The sequence below is a fragment of the Thalassobacter stenotrophicus genome (genome assembly GCF_001458315.1).
In the GTDB taxonomy this organism is placed as follows: domain Bacteria; phylum Pseudomonadota; class Alphaproteobacteria; order Rhodobacterales; family Rhodobacteraceae; genus Thalassobacter; species Thalassobacter stenotrophicus.
The window spans coordinates 438,107-456,919 of the sequence record NZ_CYRX01000033.1 but is presented as its reverse complement, the minus strand read 5'-3'; the positions used below and the strand labels follow the sequence as shown (position 1 = coordinate 456,919).

Sequence of the window (18,813 nt, the reverse complement as noted above, 5' to 3'; positions counted from 1 at the left end):
GCGTTGACCCCGGGCGAAAACCGCCAGGAGCCACACACGTTCGCTAGCCTTTCACAGCCCCTGCTGTCAGGCCGCTCACGATCTGGCGCTGGAACACCATCACCAACAAGAACAACGGAGCCGTGATGGATACGGCCGCCGCGACAGCCTCCACCTGATCCGTGGTCGTTGTTTCGCGATTGAAATAGCCCGCAATCGCCGGGACCATCGTCTGGTTCGACGCGTCCAACAGCAGCGATGTCACCAAGAAGTCGTTATACGCCAGCAAGAAGCTGAACAGTCCGGTCGTAATGACCCCCGGCCACATCACGGGCATAATCACCCAGCGGAATGCTTGAAAATGAGTGCAGCCGTCCACGCGCGCGCTTTCGTCCAGCTCCTCCGGGATGCTTTGAAAGAAGGACCGCAGCATCCAGATCGTAAAGGGTTGGTTGATCGACACCAACACCGCAATCACCGCCAAGGGCTGACCATAGAGCGTCGGTGCGTTTTCACCTAGGATTGGGCGCAGCCATTCGGCGGAGTTGATGAAAAACGGCAAGTAGCCTGCCACCAAAACCGAGTGCGGCAGCGCACGAAACACCAACGCCACGATCAAAATCCAGAACGCGAGGTTCGATCCCGACCGCGCCAAACCGTAACCCGCCAAGGTCCCCACCGTCAGCGAAACAGTCACAACCCCAGCCGTCACCAGCAGTGAATTGTTGAAGTTTTGCCAAAAGGCGTTCTCGACCCAGACCGCATAGTAATGCTCGGTCGTTAGGCCCAAAATCGGTGTGCCCAGCGGACCAGCCAAGGCGTTCAGCGGGGCCAAAATCCACGGCAACACAACGAACAGACCCACGATCACCATAACGGCAAAGCCCGCACAGATGACCAGCCAGCTAAACACCCGTTGCAGGGTGCCCACCCCGGCGGCCATCGGCATCAACCACTTAACGGCAGCTTTGATCGACAGCCAAATGAAAGCGATCCCCAAGGCCATGTCGATCAACGACAGCCCGTCGCCCTTGGCCAAAGTCTCTGGTCCGAAAATCACCTCAGCCGCAGAACTGGAAAAGGCATCCACCGGTGATTTGAAGCTCATGGCCAGAACCCAAAACAGCGGGAACGCCGCGAGCAAAAGCCAAAAGATCAAAAAGAGGTTCGAGGCCAGTTTAAGCCCGAACGGTTGGCGCATGGCGCGTGGAATGGCAGCGTCGCTCATGTCAGCCTCCCTTATGATCACGCCATGTGCGGCGCAGTGGCAGAATAAGGATGAGCACGATCCCGATCATCGTCAGCATCGCGCTGGCCGATGCCCGGCTGATCGCGCGGTTGCCCGCATCATCCGGTTGCAACAGGTCGTAAGTCAGCCATTGCAGCGTGATCCGTTGCGATTGCGACGAAAAGCCGACGACTTCTTCGAACGCCCGATACGCATCCATCAAATGGATCAACGTGATAAAGATAATCAGGGGCATCAGGTGCGGAACGATCACATACCGCAACCGATCCCAGCGCGACGCGCCATCGATAATCGCGCTTTCGAGGGTATCTTGGTTGACCGTTTGCAGGCCTGCGTAAAAGATCACAAAGGCAAAGGGGGCGACGTGCCAAACGCGGTAGAACATCATCAAAAACTCAACCGCCCAGCCATTCGCCGCGACCGAGATGTCGGTCATGAACAGCGCCTCTAACCAGACCGTGACGATCCCGTCGCCGTAAAACAGCCATCGGATGGACAGCGCGCCAATCACTGGGGTGATGATGAACGGCAGCAAGGACACAAAGATCACCGGTCCCTTTACGGCCTTGGTTGCGTTGTTCACCACCACCGCGATTGCCAGCCCAAGGCCCAGCACGAAGGGTAGCGTGATCAGTGTGAACGTCAGCGTGAACCGCAACGCCTTCCAGAAATCGATCTGAAGGATATTGCCCCATGCGCCCGATGAAATCGCTTCGCCCACGCGGTCCAGCTCCAAAACGTTGGCGTAGCTTTGCAGACCTACCCACTTGGTTGTTGTCTGGATCTTGCCGAAGTCATCAAGGATCGGGACTGTCTTGACCTCGGTCACGCAGGTCTGGGTCAAAAAGCCGGGCGTGCATGTCTCGACCTCGACCACTTCAACAATCGGCTGGGTGACTTGGAACGAATTCACAAGCACCGAGATCAGAGGTGCTGCGATGAACAAGAGCATCAAAAAGACGGACGGGCCGACGAACATCGCAAAGACTTTGGGCTTCATCGTCAGTCCTTCTTTTTCATGGTCCTGAGCGGGGCCCGCACGTCTGCGCGGGCCCCAAGTTAGAGTTTACAGCAGGCCTGCTTCTTCGGCGGCTGTTTTGTAGGCATCCTCAACCGCGGCCAGTGCGTCCTCAGCAGACATCTCACCGGTGAAGAACGCGGGCAACACGTTGCCAAGAGCTGTGTGCATCAGACCCATTTGGCTGGTCGATGGGTACGGCGCAGGTGCGGGTGCTGCGGTCGCTGTGGCGATCGCGCCGGCCGCCATATCCGAAGGCTGGTAGCCGTTCACAAGCCAGATCGCCGCATCGTTGTTCGCTTGGACCATGTCCGTGGTTAGCCCTTCCATCGCCAGACGGAAGGCTGCGTCAGCCTCTTCGTCCGAGATGTTGGCCGCAATCACAAGACCGTCCCACCACAGGGTCGTCGCTGGCGCGCCACCTGCCATCGCCAAAGGCGCTGCGGAGGAGCCGACTTTGCCCACAACCGAGCTTTCGGCGGCGTCGTTCATTGCACCACCGCGCGAGGCCCACAGGTTCGCCATCGCGATTTTGCCCTGTTGGAATTGCTGCTGCACGTATGTGCTGTCGGATACAAGGAACTCAGGGTCCATGTACACAGCCAGCTTCTGCATCATCTCAAGCGTGTTGATGCCCGCTTCGGAATTAACCATCGGCATGCTGTCGTCACCGTAAAAGGTGCCGCCAAAGCCGAGGAACATGTTGTTGAAATCCTGCGCGAGGTTCCAGCCGGACTTCATTGTGGCACCAAGTGGGTAGTCCACAACGCCTGCATCCTTGATCGCTTCGGCTGCCGCGAGCACATCGTCGTAGGTTGCGGGGGCTTCCAGCCCAAGATCGGCAAAGATGTCCGAGCGGTACATCATGTGCTGCGTGTTCACCATCATGGCGATGGCCATGATCTGACCATCAACGCGGATCAATTGGTTGGGGCTGAGGTTTTGCCCGTATTTGGCAACCAGATCATCCAGCGGACGAATCGTGCCCTCGTTCAGCAGTGGCGTAACGGTCCCGTTGGACACCCCACCGATGTGGTAAAGCGAAGGGTTCGCCGCAAAGGCTGCGGGCTGTTTGGTGCGGAACTCTTGGTCCAGTTCAGGCTCAAAGTTGCCACAGGCCGCCATTGCGTCTGTCACAGCCTTCCAAGCTTCGAAACCAGCCGTCAGCGACTTCAGGGGCACTGTGTTCTCATAGGAACAGGCCACTGCGGCACCACTGGCAAAGAGCGAGACCGCACCAGCGAGCGCGATTTTCTTAATAAACATTCGATGTCTCCCGTTGAACGTTGTCTATTTGGGGGTCTTCTTTTTCTGGCGTCTGCATTGCCACTGAGGGAAATATGCTCCTTGAGCCAACTAACATCACAGCAAAATGCATACGATTGCAAAATAAGCTAGATTCTTGAAACGCCCTTTGGCAAGGCTTTTCTGACAAACACGCAAAGGTGTCCCATGCTGAACTACCGCAATGCCCTTCGTCCCGCGCTCAACACGCTGTTCACCTGCCCCCAATCTGAGCTTGAGGCCGCCAGTGCCGTCATCGCACCAGAGGTCATTTGGGACATGTGTGCCCCCGTGAATCGGCTTGAGGGGCGTGAGGCTGTGGTTGAGCAGGTGATCATGCCTCTGCGCCACGCGCTTACCGGGCTGCACCGCCGAGATGAAATTTTCATCGGGGGCGACAATATTCGTGCGCCGGGCGGGCAATGGGTCGGCGCGGTCAGCCATTATGTCGGCACCTTCAACGCACCGCTGTGGGGCATTCCGCCCAACAACCGGCTGGTATTCTTGCGGGCAGGTGAATTTTACCGGGTCGAGAACGGCCGCATCACTGAGGCCAAGGTCATCATCGACCTGATCGACATGATGCGTCAGGCGGGCCTAAAGCCCATTCCGTTCGAACTTGGAACGGAAATGCTCTTTCCCGGCCCTGCGACCCACGATGGTGTCTGCCCGACAACGGGCGACGGCGCGCGGTCGCTCGACATTGTGCAAGCGATGTTGGGCGCACTGCATGTCTATGACCCGGAAACCTTTGGTTCGGACAATCAAACCGGCCAAGGGGGACTATGGGCCAAGGATATGTTCTGGTACGGGCCCGGCGGCATTGGATCTAACTTTCAGTGGGAAGGTTTTGTCAAAGACCATCGCGCCCCGTTCCTAAATGCCTTCCCAGATCGTCAGGGCGGCAATCACTACTGCCGGATCGGCGATGGCCCCTACGCGGCGGTCTCCGGCTGGCCCTCGATGACAATGACCCATGCAGGCCCCTACTTGGGTGTTCCCGCAACCGGCAAAGCCCTGACACTGCGCGTGATGGATTTCTACCGCTGCACCCAGACACAAATTGCTGAAAACTGGGTCCTGCTCGACTACGTGGACCTCTTGAACCAGATGGGGGTCGATGTGATCGCCGCCGCAAACCACGCCCGCGCAACAATCTGAGTCGCTGGGGTGTCAATTTTTCGTTAACTTGCCCTGCGACATGCTGGCACGGCCCACTTGACGCCACAGCACACCACCCACTGCCGCGGCTTTTTGGGCCTGCGACGGCCTGTCACCTTTGATCCGAAAATAGACTGATTTCGCTCAGTAAAACTGGGTACTGCTCAGAAATTTACAAATCCGGCGGTATTTTCTGAAACTTTCTTTACAGAAAAAGCGCGCAATTACGCCACATTGCGAAATCTTTCACCGCGTAGTGTAAAGTAAAGCAGTCGTCAGGGTGATGGGCCCTTTTTACCCACCACTCTTTTATATGGCGTTAGATGCAGCTGCGTGGTGGGAGCCACAGGGGCAGACGCATCAGACGTTTTTCGGGAGGATCCAGAGGATCTTTGGCAATGCCGTCCCACAGTCCACCTTGGGCTGTGAACGCAGAAGGTGTGCCCAGATCTCTGTCCCCTCCTCCGAAGCAAGAGAGGGAAGGCGAGATGCCTAAAGACATTCATAACACTCCGCCACTGCTGGCCGGTGCGCACGCGGATACAGAAACTTACAATGCCATGTACGAAGCCTCGATCTCGGACCCTGAAGGGTTCTGGGCAGAGCACGGCAAGCGCATTGATTGGATCAAGCCCTTTACTAAGGTCAAAGACACCTCATTTGCCCATGACGATGTGCATGTGAAATGGTTTGAAGACGGCACGCTGAACGTGGCCGAAAACTGCATCGACCGTCACCTCGCGACCCGCGGCGATCAAACCGCGATCATCTTTGAACCCGATGATCCGAATGAACCCGCTCAGAACATCACCTACCAACAGCTCTCTGATGAAGTTGGTAAATTCGCGAACGTCCTCAAGGACCTTGGCGTCAAGCAAGGCGATCGGGTGGTTCTGTACCTTCCCATGATCCCGGCTGCCGCCTACGCGATGCTCGCCTGTGCCCGCCTCGGCGCGGTCCACTCTGTTGTTTTCGCGGGCTTCTCCCCTGACGCGCTTGCCTCGCGGATCAACGACTCGGGCGCAAAAATTGTCATCACTTCCGATGGCGCGCCGCGCGGTGGCCGTGTCACCGACCTTAAGGGCAACGTCGACAAGGCGCTGTTGCATTGCGACGATCACGTCAAATGTCTGGTGGTCAAGCGGACCGGCCAACAAGTGACGTGGCAGGAAAACCGCGACATCTGGTACGATGAAATGGCCGCATCCGCCTCGACCTTCTGCCACGCCGCAGAAGTCGGCGCAGAGGACCCGTTGTTCATCCTCTATACCTCGGGCTCCACAGGCAAACCCAAGGGCGTCGTCCACACCTCCGGCGGTTACCTCGTGTATGCGGGCATGACGCACCAATACACTTTTGATTACCAAGAGAACGACGTGTTCTGGTGCACCGCGGACGTAGGCTGGGTCACCGGCCACAGCTACATCGTGTACGGTCCCCTCGTGAACGGCGCGACAACCGTGATGTTCGAAGGCGTGCCTACCTATCCCGACGCGGGCCGCTTCTGGGCTGTGTGCGAAAAGCATAAGGTGAACCAATTCTACACCGCGCCCACAGCGATCCGTCTTTTGATGGGCCAGTCGGATGATTTCGTCACCAAGTACGACCTGAGCGACCTTAAGGTCCTTGGCTCGGTGGGTGAGCCGATCAACCCCGAGGCTTGGAACTGGTACAATGAGGTCGTCGGCAAGGGCAAATGCCCCATCGTCGATACCTTCTGGCAGACCGAAACCGGCGGCCACCTGATCACTGCGCTTCCCGGCGCAACCAAACTCAAGCCCGGCGCGGCGACCAAGCCGTTCTTTGGCGTGCAGCCCGTGATCCTTGACCCACAATCGGGCGAAGAGATCACCACCGTAGAAGCCGAAGGCGTGTTGTGCATGAAAGACGCATGGCCCGGCATCATGCGGACCCTTTGGGGAGATGCAGATCGCTTCGTGTCGGCATACTTTGCGGATTACAAAGGCTACTACTTCACTGGGGACGGCTGCCGCCGTGACGCCGATGGCGACTACTGGATCACCGGCCGCGTCGATGACGTGATCAACGTATCCGGCCACCGCATGGGGACCGCCGAAGTCGAAAGCGCACTGGTCGCCCACGAAAAAGTGGCCGAGGCTGCCGTGGTTGGCTACCCGCACGAACTGAAGGGCCAAGGCATCTATTGCTACGTCACCCTGATGTCCGATGCTGATCCTTCGGACGAGCTGGTCAAAGAGCTGCAAGCATGGGTCCGCAAGGAAATCGGCCCCATCGCAAAGCCCGACGTGATCCAGTGGGCCCCCGGCCTGCCGAAAACCCGCTCCGGTAAAATCATGCGCCGTATCCTGCGCAAGATCGCCGAGAATGAGGTCGACGGTCTAGGCGACACATCCACCCTGGCCGATCCGTCCGTCGTTGACGACCTGATCGCAAACCGCGCGGTGAAGTGAGATGGACGGCATGACTGAAACCATGACCCGCCCCGTCACGCTCATCTTGCTTGGGCCTCCGGGCGCAGGCAAGGGCACCCAAGCGCGGATGTTGGAACAAGACTTCGGTCTTGTGCAACTCTCGACAGGGGATCTTTTGCGCGGCGCAGTTGCCGCTGGAACCGACGCAGGCAAAGCGGCCAAGGCCGTGATGGAAGCGGGTGAATTGGTCTCTGATGAGATCGTCATCAACATCCTGCGCGACCGTATGGGCGACGATGATTGCGCACGCGGCGTGATCCTTGATGGCTTTCCCCGCACAACCGCACAGGCAGAGGCGCTCGAAGGGCTTCTGGCTGAGCACAACGCCACCGTCGACAGCGTTATTTCGCTCGCGGTGGATGATGCGGCCATGGTCGAACGGGTGTCTGGCCGGTTCACTTGTGGCGGCTGTGGCGAAGGCTATCACGACACGTTCAAAGCCCCCAAGGTGGCCGGGACGTGTGACAATTGCGGAAGCTCGGACTTCAAACGCCGAGCCGACGACAATGCAGAGACGGTCGCCGCAAGGCTGGAGGCGTATCACGCCTCAACGGCCCCTCTCATCGCGTTTTATGACGCAAAAGGAACTCTCACAACGGTGGATGCCATGGGCGAGATCGACGCGATCGCCTCGCACCTGTCGACCATCGTAGGGAAAGTCGCGCGCGAGGGGTGAATTCGTGAATTCCCCGCGCAAACAGTAACCGCGCGCGTGGCCAGAGGAAGGGCACGCGAGCATTTTCAACCAAAAAGGGAGTTGGACATGGCTGATAACCAATCCGACAAAAACGCCTACTGGTCGGCAAACATCCGGATCGTGACATGGTGTCTCGTTATCTGGGCTGTTGTGTCGTTCGGCTTTGGCATTCTCCTGCGTCCGATGCTGTCTGGCATCGCCGTGGGCGGCACTGACTTGGGCTTCTGGTTCGCGCAACAAGGCTCGATCCTGGTCTTCTTGGCGCTGATCTTTTTCTACGCTTGGCGCATGAACAAGCTGGACGCCGAACACGGCGTTGAGGAGGACTGATAAATGGACCAATTCGTTCTTAACTGGCTGTTTATCGGGGCGTCCTTTGCTCTGTATATCGGCATCGCTGTGTGGGCCCGCGCGGGTTCCACATCTGAATTCTACGCAGCAGGTCGCGGCGTTCATCCCATCACCAACGGTATGGCCACAGGCGCGGACTGGATGTCTGCGGCGTCGTTCATTTCGATGGCGGGTCTGATCGCGTTCACTGGCTACGATAACTCGACCTTCCTCATGGGTTGGACCGGCGGCTACGTGCTTTTGGCTCTGCTGCTTGCGCCTTACTTGCGCAAATTCGGCAAATTCACCGTGTCCGAGTTCATCGGGGACCGTTTCTACTCCAAGACTGCACGCATGGTTGCTGTGATCTGTCTGCTGGTGGCCTCCATCACATATGTGATCGGTCAGATGCAGGGTGTGGGTATTGCGTTCGGTCGCTTCCTCGAAGTGTCGGCAACAACCGGTCTGCTGATCGGTGCCTGTGTTGTGTTCGCCTACGCCGTTTTCGGCGGCATGAAGGGTGTGACATACACGCAGGTTGCTCAGTACGTCGTGCTGATCACTGCCTATACGATCCCCGCGATCTTTATCTCGCTGCAACTGACAGGTAACCCCATCCCCGCTCTGGGCATGTTGGGTGAGCACACCGCCTCCGGTGAACCGCTCCTGCAGAAACTGGACGGTCTTGTGACCGAACTGGGCTTCAACAGCTACACCGGCCACCACGCCGATACGCTGAACATGGTTCTGTTCACCCTGTCGCTGATGATCGGTACTGCTGGTCTGCCCCACGTGATCATGCGCTTCTTTACGGTCCCTACCGTATCTGACGCTCGTTGGTCCGCTGGTTGGACACTGGTATTCATCGCACTGTTGTACCTGACGGCTCCTGCTGTTGGTTCCATGGCGCGCTTGAACCTGATCACGACTGTTTATCCCGATGGCACAGCATCCGCACCGATCGCTTATGAAGAGCGTCCCGATTGGATGGCCACATGGGAGAAAACCGGTCTGCTCAAGTACGACGACAAAAACGGTGACGGCCTCATCCAGTGGTACAACGAAGGCTCCGATGGCTTTGCGGCTACGGCGGCTGAGCGTGGCTGGACAGGTTCCGAACTGAGCGTGAACCGGGACATCCTCGTGCTGGCGAACCCAGAAATCGCAGGTCTGCCAGGTTGGGTGATTGCCCTTGTGGCTGCCGGTGGTTTGGCTGCGGCTCTGTCCACGGCTGCGGGTCTGCTGCTGGCGATCTCGTCTGCTGTGTCGCACGATCTGCTCAAGGGTCAGCTGACGCCAAACATGTCCGAGAAATCGGAACTGATGGCGGCACGGATCTCGATGGCTGTTGCAATCGCTGTGGCGGTGATCTTGGGCCTCAACCCTCCCGGGTTCGCGGCGCAAACTGTGGCACTGGCCTTTGGTCTCGCTGCGGCATCGATCTTCCCTGCACTGATGATGGGCATCTTCTCTAAGCGCATCAACAACCGTGGCGCAGTTGCGGGCATGCTCGCAGGTCTGGTCACAACGTTGGTCTACATCTTCCTGCACAAAGGCTGGTTGTTCATTCCTGACACGAACAGCTTCACAGATGCAGACCCACTGCTTCTGACCATCAAATCCACCTCCTTCGGGGCCGTGGGCGCGATGATCAACTTTGCAGTCGCAATTGGTGTGTCCCGCGTAACTGCCGCCCCTCCACAAGAGATCGTGGACCTGGTGGAAAGCGTTCGTATCCCCAAGGGTGCAGGCGCTGCGGCAGCCGACCACTAACGGCTTAGGGGCCGCGACGACCATCGTTCGCACCTCCCGCGACGATGCGGCCCCTTCCCCAAACCTGCGGCGCGCCCCACACTTGAGGCGCGCCGTTTTATTTTTCGCAGGGCTGCATCATGCCGAACATTTCTTTTACCGAACTTGAATTGATGAACACCACGCCGCCCTTCGTGGCTCTGCCGGAGACCACGAAGCGTGAGATTGCGGCCAGCCTGACGCAGATGCGCTACGCCGCGGGGGCGACGATTTATTCCACCGGCGAAACACTGGCCGGGCTGTATCTGATTGCTGAGGGTGAGGTTGAAGTCACCGACGCGCTTGGCTCAACCCTCTCGCATCTGCGGGCGGGAAACCAATTCGGCGAACGCGGCTTGCGCAAGGACGGCACCGCCGTGACATCCGCGCAGGCCGCAACGGCAGTCACGTTGTATTGCCTGAACGCCAGCGCATTTACCCAGCTCTGCGCGACCCACCCCGACGCAGAGGCGTTTTACGCCCGCACAACCCCCGCAGGCCCCCGAAAACGCGATCTGATGACCATGCCTGTCTCAGACCTGATGAGCCGGACACCCGTCGCCTGCGCCGCAGACACAACGGTAGAAGTCGCGGCCCAGATGATGCGGGATGCCAAAGTGTCCTCCCTGATCGTGACTGACGGCGGCGCGCTTGCCGGGATCGTGACAACCAAGGACATGACCTTCAAGGCGCTGGCCCAGTCCCTGCCCGCCTCAACCGCGATCGCGGACATCCAAACGCCTGATCCTCTCACTCTCAGCCCGACGGCCCTTGTGTCTGATGCCCTACACCTGATGCTAGAGCGTAAGGTTTCGCACCTGCCGATTGTTGATGCCACGGGCGATGTCGCCGGGATCATTACCCAGACCGATTTGACTCGCTATCAGGCTCTGTCCTCTGGGCAGTTGATCGCGGACGTGGTGCGTGCGGGTTCAGCTGAAGAAATGGCCAAGTCCACGGCCCAAATCCCAGCCCTGTTGGCGCAATTGGTCGCTGCCAAGACCGAGCATGGCACGATCACGCGCCTGATCACCGACATTGCCGACGCCGCAACCCGACGCCTCCTCACCCTCGCGGAGCAAAAGTTAGGCCCCCCGCCCGTGCCCTACCTATGGGCCGCGTGCGGCAGTCAGGGACGGCAAGAACAAACGGGCGTCTCAGACCAAGACAATTGCCTGATCCTAGACGATAGCGTCGCCCCCCCACATGATACCTACTTCTCGGAGCTGGCCAAATTCGTTTGCGATGGCCTGAACACCTGTGGTTACGTCTATTGCCCCGGCGAAATGATGGCCACGACACTGCGCTGGCGCCAGCCCCTGCGCGTGTGGAAAAGCTACTTTGAAAAGTGGATCAGCAACCCCAGTACGGAGGCGCAGATGTTGGCCTCTGTCATGTTTGATCTGCGCCCGATTGGCGGCGATCCAGCATTGTTGATGGCACTATTGGATGAGACCCTGCCTGCCGCGAAATCGAACTCGATCTTTGTGGCGCAAATGATCGCCAACTCGCTGAAACACGCGCCACCCCTTGGGCTGTTGCGCGGCCTTGCCACCATCCGCTCGGGAGAGCACAAGAATACCCTAGACCTTAAACACAACGGCGTCGTGCCAGTGGTCGATTTGGGGCGGGTCTATGCGTTGCTGGGGCAAATGCGTGTGGTGAACACCGGGGCGCGATTGATGGCTGCCGCAGACGCCAGCCTGATTTCACCCGCCGGAGCCAAGGACCTGCGCGACGCCTATGACATGATCGCCGAAACCCGGCTTTTGCATCAAGCCGCGCAAATTGATCGCGGCGAGGCGCCCGATAACTTCATGTCTCCGGGGCAATTGTCCGACCTGGAGAGATCACACCTCCGCGACGCATTTGTCGTGGTGAAAACAATGCAAAGCGCGCTCCAGTCCGGACGCGGCTTGGCGCAATAAGAAACGACAAAGGGGAGAGTAGAGATGATTTGGGAATTGATCGCGATGCTGGCCAGTGGGGCCGCCGTGGCAGGGGTCGTCATGTTGGTGCGGGTGATTGTGGGTAACGTCATCCCCCGCTGGGTCACCCCCACCGCAGCCGCTTTGGCCATGGTCGCCTTTTCGATCAACGCTGAATATTCGTGGTACCCGCGCAACCTAAACGCGATGCCTGCTGGATTTGTTGAGGTCAACAACCAGCAAAGCAGCGCATGGTACCGCCCGTGGACCCTGGCACGCCCCTATGTCCACACGTTCATGGCTGTGGACCGGGACACCATTCTGACGAACCCCGCGATGGAGAGCGCGAAACTGGCCACCGTCTATGTCTTTACCCGCGATGCACCGCTGTTTGCGATGCCTGTGGTGTTTGACTGCGCCGGCAAGCGGCGTGCGGACCTGCCCGACGGCGCGGATTTACCGGCGGAAAGCGACTGGCGCGCGCTGGCGGATGACGATCCGTTCCTGCCGATTGTGTGTCAGGGCTAGGTCATGGGGCTCGCGAACCTCTCACTCCGGCTGCGGATTTTTCTGTTCTTTGCCCTGATGGCATTGGGTGGGATTGCGTTGATCACGGGCGGGTTGATCTTGGGCTATATGCGCCTTGCGCAGCCAGAGGTTCTGTCGGGCTTTGTGATTGCTGGGCTGGTGGCGGGACTGGCGGTTTTGGGGCTGACGACATGGGTCTGGCTTTTGTTCGATGAGAACGTCGCCAAACCCGTTGAGGCGTTGGCCGCGCAATTGCGCACCCGCGCCCATACCGAAACCACCCATGAAATGGACATCACTCATGCCCGCTATCTGGGAGATTTGGGCGATGCCGCGCATGCAATGGCAGGCTCCCTCGCGGAGAGCCGAGAGGCCGTTACGGCAGCACTGGCACGTGAAACCCGCGCCTTGCGCCGAGAGCGCGCACGCCTAGAGGCCGTTCTGGACAACTTGCCCGAGGCCTATGTGCTGTGCTCTGAGGACAGACGGGTCGTGGCGTATAACGCAGCCGCCTCTGGGCTGTCGGTTGGGGATGTTGAGGTTGGCTTGAACCGCCGCTTGCCCCCTGCCGCGGATCGCGCGGGCGTGCGCAAGATCGACCTGCCTGAGATCGGCACAGGCTACCTTGTGCGATTGGGCGAAGGGGCCAAACGCGGCGCGGGCGCCCGCGACTTTCGCCTCCTAGGGCGCCCCTCGCATCCGCTGAGTGAGGCGACCAGCCTGCGCGACCTTGATCTGGTAGTCTTTGACACTGAAACGACTGGCTTATTGCCCGACGAGGGCGATGAGATCGTACAAATCGCGGCCCTAAGGGTGGTCGGGGGAGAGATCCTCACCACCGAGCCGTTCGACACCTATGTCAATCCCAACCGCCCGATCCCCGCCGCCTCGACCGCCATTCACAATGTGACTGAGGCCATGGTTCGTGAGGCGCCCTTGGTGCGCGATGCCCTGCGGGCTTTTCACCGCTATACGGATGGCCATGCATTGGTGGCCCATAACGCCCCGTTTGATATGGCCTTCCTGCGGCGGCGCGAGACGCAACTGGGGCTGCGGTTTGATATGCCGGTGCTGGATACGGTGCTGATGTCAGCCGTGGTATTTGGGCAATCCCAGACGCACACGTTGGACGCCTTGTGCGCGCGGCTGGGGATCGAAATCCCCGAAGAGGTACGGCACACCGCACTAGGAGACGCCCGCGCCACTGCACTTGCGTTGCAGGCGCTGATCCCGATGCTGGAGGCGCGCGACATTACGACGGTCGGCGAATTGAATATCGCCTGCGATCAACATGCACGTTTGATCAAGCGTGTGACTTAGTGGGTTGCGCAGCCTCTTCAGGCTGCGCCTGACGCGGGGGCGCGGCCCCCGCACCCCCGGAGTATTTTAAGAACAAAGGACGGGCCGTTTTTAGACCCCGTCGATGCACACGTATTTGGTGTCCATGTAGTCTTCTAGCCCTTGGCTGCCGCCTTCCTTGCCCAAGCCGCTTTCTTTGACCCCGCCGAACGGAGCCTCGACGGTGGTGATGAGGCCGGAGTTTACCCCGATCATCCCGTACTGCAGAGCGGTGTTGAGGCGGAATGTGCGGGCCAGATCACGAGTGTAGGCATAGCATGCGAGACCATATTCTGTCGCATTGGCCATCGCGATCGCTTCCTCTTCGGTATCGAATTTGAACACCGGCGCGAGGGGGCCAAAGATTTCTTCGGTCGCGAACTTCATCGACTGTGTGGCGCCGGTGACGACCGTGGGTGTGAAGTATGTACCGCCATTGCCATGACGCGCCCCGCCTGTAGCGATTGTGCCGCCTTGGGAGGTCGCGTCAGCGATGAATTCCTCAACCTTTTCGACCGCATCCATGTCAATCATTGGGCCCTGCTCGACACCCGGCTCAAGACCATTGCCGACCTTCATGGCCTCAGTGGCCTCTACGAGCTTGGCTACAAAAGCATCGTGAATACCGGCCTGCACATAAATGCGGTTGGCACAGACGCAGGTTTGGCCCGCGTTGCGGAACTTGGACACCATTGCACCTTGGACGGCGGCATCAATATCCGCGTCATCGAACACGAGGAAAGGTGCATTGCCGCCCAGTTCCATTGAGACCTTTTTGACCGTGTCTGCAGATTGCCGGATCAGCTCCTTACCGACCTCAGTTGAGCCGGTGAAAGTCACTTTACGAACAACCGGGCTGTCCATGATAGCGCCCCCGATTGCCCGCGCGGACCCGGTCAGCACGTTGACCACGCCCGCCGGATACCCTGCCTCTTGGGCCAATGCCCCCCATGCGAGGCCCGAGTATGGCGTCGCGGTTGCGGGTTTGGCTACCACAGTACAGCCAACCGCCAGCGCAGGCGCGATTTTCCGGGCGAGCATCGAGGACGGAAAGTTCCACGGTGTGATCATGCCGACCACGCCCACAGGGTGCTTTGTCACGAGGATGCGGCGACCATTCACGCCTGCGGGGACGATCTCACCCTTGGCACGACGGGCTTCTTCAGCGAACCAGCGAACGTATTGTGCGCCGATTGCGATCTCACCCATTGCCTCGGCCAATGGCTTGCCCATCTCGATGGTCAGAAGCTCAGCCAGCGATTTTTGGTTGTCCATCAGCGCATCGTGCAGCTTCCACAAAAGCCCAACACGGTCCATCAATGAGGTGGCCGCATAGTCGGCATAGGCGCCGTGAGCGGCAGCGATCGCGCGCTCAGTCTCGGCGGTGCCGCAAGCGGGCACGGTTCCGATGACGTCGCCGGTGGCCGGGTTTGTGACGTCGATTGTCTTGCCGCTATCCGCCCCGACCCATTCTCCGGCGATCAGGTTGGCTTGGCGCATGTAGGTCTCAAAGCTCATCGGGAGCCTCCTTTGAAAAACTGAAAATCGTTGTTTGGCGATAGGTTTCCCCCGGGCGCAAAATGGCGTTGGGAAAACCGGGATGATTGGGGGCGTCGGGCCAGATTTGGGGTTCTAGGGCAACGCCTGTATGGGCCCCATAGACGCGTCCATCTAGCCCCGGCACCGAGACGTTGATCTTGGCCCCGTCATAGACCTGAAGACCCGGCTCAGTCGTCGTGATGTCCATCGACACGCCGGACAGACGCGAGCGCAGGGTCCCGACCCGGCGGCGCGCCCGGCGCGTGGGCGCAAGGCAAAGGTTGTGATCGATCGGCCCCTCCCCGAGACGATTGCTCATAACACTGCGCGGCTGGCGAAAATCATACCGGGTCCCGGTGACGTCCGCGATTTCCCCGGTGGGGATCAGCTCCGCATCAACAGGGGTATATTGCGCGGCATCGACCTGCAAGCTGTGGTGCCCCAGATCGCCGGACCCATCCAGTGCCCAATAGCTGTGATGGGCCAAGTTACACAACGTGGGCGCATCGCTGGTGGCGCGGTAATCAATGCGCAACGCAGGACAGCCGTCATGCACCACCAACGCATATGTCACCTCAGCCCGGAGCGCGCCGGGAAAGCCCATCTCACCATCTTCAAGCCCAATTGTCATAGTCACCGAGGTGTCGGACAGAGCAATCGTATCCCAATTGCGCTTGCCCATCGAAACCTCACCGCCGTGCAGCGTATGCTCACCCAGATAGTTGCAATCAGCTTGATACGAGGTGCCGTCGATTACAAACCGCCCCCCGCCTATCCGATTGGCAAAGCGCCCCGCAGTGGCCCCAAAATAGGGCGAGTGCCGCAGGTATAGCGCGGGGTCCTCAAACCCCAAAACCAGCGGGGCCTCGTGCCCATCCAACCGCAGGTCCATCAGCACCGACCCCCACGATGTCAGCCGCGCGCGTAGGCCTGCGTGGGCAATGTCGTGGGTCGTGATAAGGCTGCCGTCAGGGGCACGCGGGTCGGTCATAAAGGGGTCCAAGCGCTAGGTCGTTGTACAAGTGATAGCGGCAATTTTCACGAACAACAGAGGCATTTTTCAACAGAAGGCTTCTGGCATCATGGCCCCTTGCCCCTTAGGTCCACGGCCATACCGGTCCGCGCGGATTGCTCTGCCGCCTCGCCCACAAGGACGGACCAGTAGCCATCCTCAACCGTAACCTCAGGCTTACCCACTCCGGCCAGCACCAGATCACGAAAGCGTTCATGTTGAAAATAGGTGGACCCGTGGTGATCACCCGCAGCAAGGATGTGTTCAGGAACAGGCACGACTTCGCGCAACTCTTGCTTGGTGGCGCGGGGTGATATGACGAACTCAGCGGCGCGCTCGGATCCATCTGGTGAGAACCTTGCAGGCCCGGGGATCAGCGCCTCTAACCGCGCCTTTTCACCGGTGACGGCGATCCGTTCTTGCCAGTATGACCCTTCGGCGAACATGCACAAATCCAGCATCCCGCGCGTGCCGTTTTCAAAATCGACCACCACAAAAGCATTGTCGATAATGTCCGGAGTTTGGCCGTCATACACCTCATCCAAGTGGTTCACATCGACGCCCGCACTGGCATAAACGCGGACCGGATTGCTTTGCAGCGTCAGGCGCATCAAATCCCAAAAGTGGCAGCATTTTTCGACCAAAGTGCCCCCGGTGCGCCGGTTAAATCGGTTCCAATCATCGACCTTGGGCAGGAACGGAAAGCGGTGTTCGCGGATCGATATCATGCGCGGGGTGCCTGCCACGCCGTCGGCCACCGATGCCAAGAGCCGTTGCAGCGGGGGCATGTAGCGGTATTCCATCGTGACCCAAACAGGCGCGGTGCGGCCCTGCGCCAAGGTCAGCAGTTCGCGGCAATCGGCAGTGGTTGTGGCAAGCGGTTTTTCGACGAGGATCGGCTTACCCGTCGCCATCACGTCGCGCAGATGGGCGCTATGCATATCGTTGGGGCTGACGATCAGATAAACATCCGCGATATCCGCCGAGAGCATCTGTTTGTAGTCGGTGAACGCCCGCGCGCCCGGCGCGAGCGCCCCCGCGGTGGCACGCATCGCTGGGTTGGGGTCGCTGAATGCCGTAACCTCAACACCCTCCAGCAGTGCGAGATTGCGCATGTGTTCGTGCCCCATCATCCCCGCGCCAATCAACGCGTAGCGCAGGGTCATGCGCCCAGCTCCAACACGGGCAAGCCGATGGCACCGGCAACGGCCTCCAGCGCCTCGGCGTGATCTCCGTAGGCCAGCGCCATGTGGTGTTCTAACCCAGCACCGATCAAATCCCGAAGGCTGGCCTCTAGCCCGTTTTCAAACCGTATCACGCCGGAGGTGCCAGTGAAGGCCATCGGCCGGTCCAGCATTTCACCGCGCGCAATCACAGCCCTGGGGTTGCCATGGGCTTGGCTGATCCGAAACAACGTCACAGGCCCGGGTTTGAGAGCGAACTCCAGCAGCAACGCCTGTTTGCGGTTGGTGTGAATGGTCGCGTGGGGCGTGGTAGCTGCCATGGACCGAGGGGCTTGCCCGCAGTGCCAGACCACGCCAGTTCCGTCGGCCGCGTCCATATCCACGATGTCCGCAAGGAACACGGGCGCATCGGCCACGCGCTGCAACAAGACCTGCGTGACCGCGCCGTAGACATCCGCCTCACAAGCACATGGCACGCGCGCCTCACCCATCATGGACACAGGCCCACAAACCGCGCCGCCATATTCCGTAAATGTCTCGGGCCAGCAGCGGATAGCAAAGCCGTCGAATGCCCCCTCACGCTGGATGCTTTCAAGCGCGGAGGCAAGCCTGAGCGAGCGATCCAACTCATCCGAATCCATATCCCCCACGTTTGGCAGCGCATTGGCCTGCGCGCGGTAGGGGGCCGTGGCTGCCTCGGGCATTCGCCGGGCACGGTCGAACAGCGCGTCTAGCGACATCTCCTGCACGCTTGCCCCGACAAGGGTGCGCAACGCATCCCCGTCATAGGCGCAGGTATCAAACCCCTCTGGGTGTGCCCCGATCCGAGCGATTTTCATGGGCTGGGGCACACTGCCCGTGGCGCGCGCAGGGCGAAGCCTTGGCGCAGGCGACTGATGCCCCCCGGCGAGCAGCCCCGCCAAGTCCACCTGCCCCGGCCCGCCATAGAGCCAGCCAAACGTGCGCCCATTCAGGCCCAGCGCATGGGACGCAAGGTTCAGCCCGCAAAACGCGTTGAGCCGCAGGCGTCCGCCAAGTCTTGGCTCCGGTACGGCCCAGATACCCATTGGGGCGGCCACCGCATGCGCGGCCTGCACGATGAACGCCGCGTCGGTAAAAGTGACCTGGAGGACCAGCAGAAAATCAACGTTTCCGCAGGCCTCAAGTGCCGCTTGCGCCGCCTGCGCATCCGTCAACAGATCCCGACTGCCGACGACCTGATGCCCCAAAGCATCCAACTCAGCCAACATCGCGGCCAGTTTTTCCTCAGCGTAGGGCACATCAAATGTCGCCCGCGCGAGGGGGAGCACTCCGATTTTCAT

The 18,813-nt window shown here is 59.7% G+C and carries 15 protein-coding genes; 8 read left to right on the top strand and 7 right to left on the bottom strand.

Going from position 1 to position 18,813, the window contains the following annotated elements:
* Positions 1-43: 43 nt before the first annotated feature.
* The 3 genes from THS5294_RS16725 to THS5294_RS16715 form a co-directional block, all read right to left on the bottom strand.
* Entirely contained in the window at positions 44-1,207 is a 1,164-nt protein-coding gene (locus THS5294_RS16725; RefSeq protein ID WP_058124618.1) for a carbohydrate ABC transporter permease, read from the bottom strand.
* 1 nt (position 1,208) lies between these two features.
* Positions 1,209-2,228 (bottom strand): carbohydrate ABC transporter permease, encoded by a 1,020-nt coding sequence (locus THS5294_RS16720; RefSeq protein WP_038004707.1) that lies wholly within the window; start codon positions 2,226-2,228, stop codon positions 1,209-1,211.
* Positions 2,229-2,294: 66 nt separating this feature from the next.
* Positions 2,295-3,512 carry an ABC transporter substrate-binding protein gene (locus tag THS5294_RS16715; RefSeq protein ID WP_058124617.1) on the bottom strand — a complete coding sequence of 406 codons (1,218 nt, stop codon included), beginning with the start codon at positions 3,510-3,512 and terminating at the stop codon, positions 2,295-2,297.
* 186 nt (positions 3,513-3,698) lie between these two features.
* Here THS5294_RS16715 and THS5294_RS16710 point away from each other — a divergent pair, with 186 nt between their 5' ends.
* From THS5294_RS16710 to THS5294_RS16675, 8 genes are all read left to right on the top strand, one after another.
* Positions 3,699-4,691, top strand: coding sequence for an ester cyclase (locus THS5294_RS16710; RefSeq protein WP_058124616.1), 993 nt, complete (start codon positions 3,699-3,701; stop codon positions 4,689-4,691).
* Positions 4,692-5,179: 488 nt separating this feature from the next.
* Complete coding sequence (gene acs, locus THS5294_RS16705) at positions 5,180-7,123, top strand: acetate--CoA ligase (protein ID WP_058124615.1); 1,944 nt, start codon at positions 5,180-5,182, stop codon at positions 7,121-7,123.
* Between the two features lies 1 nt (position 7,124).
* Positions 7,125-7,820 (top strand): adenylate kinase, encoded by a 696-nt coding sequence (locus THS5294_RS16700; protein ID WP_058124614.1) that lies wholly within the window; start codon positions 7,125-7,127, stop codon positions 7,818-7,820.
* 87 nt (positions 7,821-7,907) lie between these two features.
* Positions 7,908-8,171: a DUF4212 domain-containing protein gene (locus tag THS5294_RS16695; protein WP_038004698.1), complete on the top strand. Its 264-nt coding sequence runs from the start codon at positions 7,908-7,910 to the stop codon at positions 8,169-8,171.
* 3 nt (positions 8,172-8,174) lie between these two features.
* Positions 8,175-9,944 (top strand): sodium:solute symporter family protein, encoded by a 1,770-nt coding sequence (locus tag THS5294_RS16690; protein WP_038004696.1) that lies wholly within the window; start codon positions 8,175-8,177, stop codon positions 9,942-9,944.
* Positions 9,945-10,063: 119 nt separating this feature from the next.
* Positions 10,064-11,890, top strand: coding sequence for a DUF294 nucleotidyltransferase-like domain-containing protein (locus THS5294_RS16685; protein WP_058124613.1), 1,827 nt, complete (start codon positions 10,064-10,066; stop codon positions 11,888-11,890).
* Positions 11,891-11,914: 24 nt separating this feature from the next.
* Positions 11,915-12,418, top strand: coding sequence for a hypothetical protein (locus THS5294_RS16680; protein WP_058124612.1), 504 nt, complete (start codon positions 11,915-11,917; stop codon positions 12,416-12,418).
* 3 nt (positions 12,419-12,421) lie between these two features.
* On the top strand, positions 12,422-13,738 hold the full coding sequence (locus THS5294_RS16675) for a 3'-5' exonuclease (protein ID WP_058124611.1): 1,317 nt from the start codon (positions 12,422-12,424) through the stop codon (positions 13,736-13,738).
* Positions 13,739-13,828: 90 nt separating this feature from the next.
* Here THS5294_RS16675 and THS5294_RS16670 read toward each other — a convergent pair whose 3' ends face one another.
* The 4 genes from THS5294_RS16670 to THS5294_RS16655 all read right to left on the bottom strand — a co-directional run bounded on the left by THS5294_RS16670 (position 13,829) and on the right by THS5294_RS16655 (position 18,813).
* Positions 13,829-15,274: an NAD-dependent succinate-semialdehyde dehydrogenase gene (locus tag THS5294_RS16670; RefSeq protein WP_058124610.1), complete on the bottom strand. Its 1,446-nt coding sequence runs from the start codon at positions 15,272-15,274 to the stop codon at positions 13,829-13,831.
* A complete protein-coding gene (locus tag THS5294_RS16665) occupies positions 15,264-16,286 on the bottom strand; it encodes an aldose epimerase family protein (protein WP_058124609.1) in 1,023 nt (340 codons plus the stop codon). Before THS5294_RS16665 ends, THS5294_RS16670 begins: the two co-directional genes overlap by 11 nt.
* An 89-nt stretch (positions 16,287-16,375) precedes the next feature.
* Positions 16,376-17,473, bottom strand: a complete 1,098-nt coding sequence (locus THS5294_RS16660) for a Gfo/Idh/MocA family protein (protein ID WP_058124608.1) — start codon at positions 17,471-17,473, stop codon at positions 16,376-16,378.
* Positions 17,470-18,813: an L-fucose/L-arabinose isomerase family protein gene (locus tag THS5294_RS16655; RefSeq protein WP_082645063.1), complete on the bottom strand. Its 1,344-nt coding sequence runs from the start codon at positions 18,811-18,813 to the stop codon at positions 17,470-17,472. Before THS5294_RS16655 ends, THS5294_RS16660 begins: the two co-directional genes overlap by 4 nt.

What these genes read in the sequence shown, in the direction of transcription:
- THS5294_RS16725 (WP_058124618.1), bottom strand. Translation starts at nt 1,207, where the DNA reads ATGAGCGACGCTGCCATTCCACGCGCCATGCGCCAACCGTTCGGGCTT.
- THS5294_RS16720 (WP_038004707.1), bottom strand. Translation starts at nt 2,228, where the DNA reads ATGAAGCCCAAAGTCTTTGCGATGTTCGTCGGCCCGTCCGTCTTTTTG.
- THS5294_RS16715 (WP_058124617.1), bottom strand. Translation starts at nt 3,512, where the DNA reads ATGTTTATTAAGAAAATCGCGCTCGCTGGTGCGGTCTCGCTCTTTGCC.
- THS5294_RS16710 (WP_058124616.1), top strand. Translation starts at nt 3,699, where the DNA reads ATGCTGAACTACCGCAATGCCCTTCGTCCCGCGCTCAACACGCTGTTC.
- acs (WP_058124615.1), top strand. Translation starts at nt 5,180, where the DNA reads ATGCCTAAAGACATTCATAACACTCCGCCACTGCTGGCCGGTGCGCAC.
- THS5294_RS16700 (WP_058124614.1), top strand. Translation starts at nt 7,125, where the DNA reads ATGGACGGCATGACTGAAACCATGACCCGCCCCGTCACGCTCATCTTG.
- THS5294_RS16695 (WP_038004698.1), top strand. Translation starts at nt 7,908, where the DNA reads ATGGCTGATAACCAATCCGACAAAAACGCCTACTGGTCGGCAAACATC.
- THS5294_RS16690 (WP_038004696.1), top strand. Translation starts at nt 8,175, where the DNA reads ATGGACCAATTCGTTCTTAACTGGCTGTTTATCGGGGCGTCCTTTGCT.
- THS5294_RS16685 (WP_058124613.1), top strand. Translation starts at nt 10,064, where the DNA reads ATGCCGAACATTTCTTTTACCGAACTTGAATTGATGAACACCACGCCG.
- THS5294_RS16680 (WP_058124612.1), top strand. Translation starts at nt 11,915, where the DNA reads ATGATTTGGGAATTGATCGCGATGCTGGCCAGTGGGGCCGCCGTGGCA.
- THS5294_RS16675 (WP_058124611.1), top strand. Translation starts at nt 12,422, where the DNA reads ATGGGGCTCGCGAACCTCTCACTCCGGCTGCGGATTTTTCTGTTCTTT.
- THS5294_RS16670 (WP_058124610.1), bottom strand. Translation starts at nt 15,274, where the DNA reads ATGAGCTTTGAGACCTACATGCGCCAAGCCAACCTGATCGCCGGAGAA.
- THS5294_RS16665 (WP_058124609.1), bottom strand. Translation starts at nt 16,286, where the DNA reads ATGACCGACCCGCGTGCCCCTGACGGCAGCCTTATCACGACCCACGAC.
- THS5294_RS16660 (WP_058124608.1), bottom strand. Translation starts at nt 17,473, where the DNA reads ATGACCCTGCGCTACGCGTTGATTGGCGCGGGGATGATGGGGCACGAA.
- THS5294_RS16655 (WP_082645063.1), bottom strand. Translation starts at nt 18,813, where the DNA reads ATGAAAATCGGAGTGCTCCCCCTCGCGCGGGCGACATTTGATGTGCCC.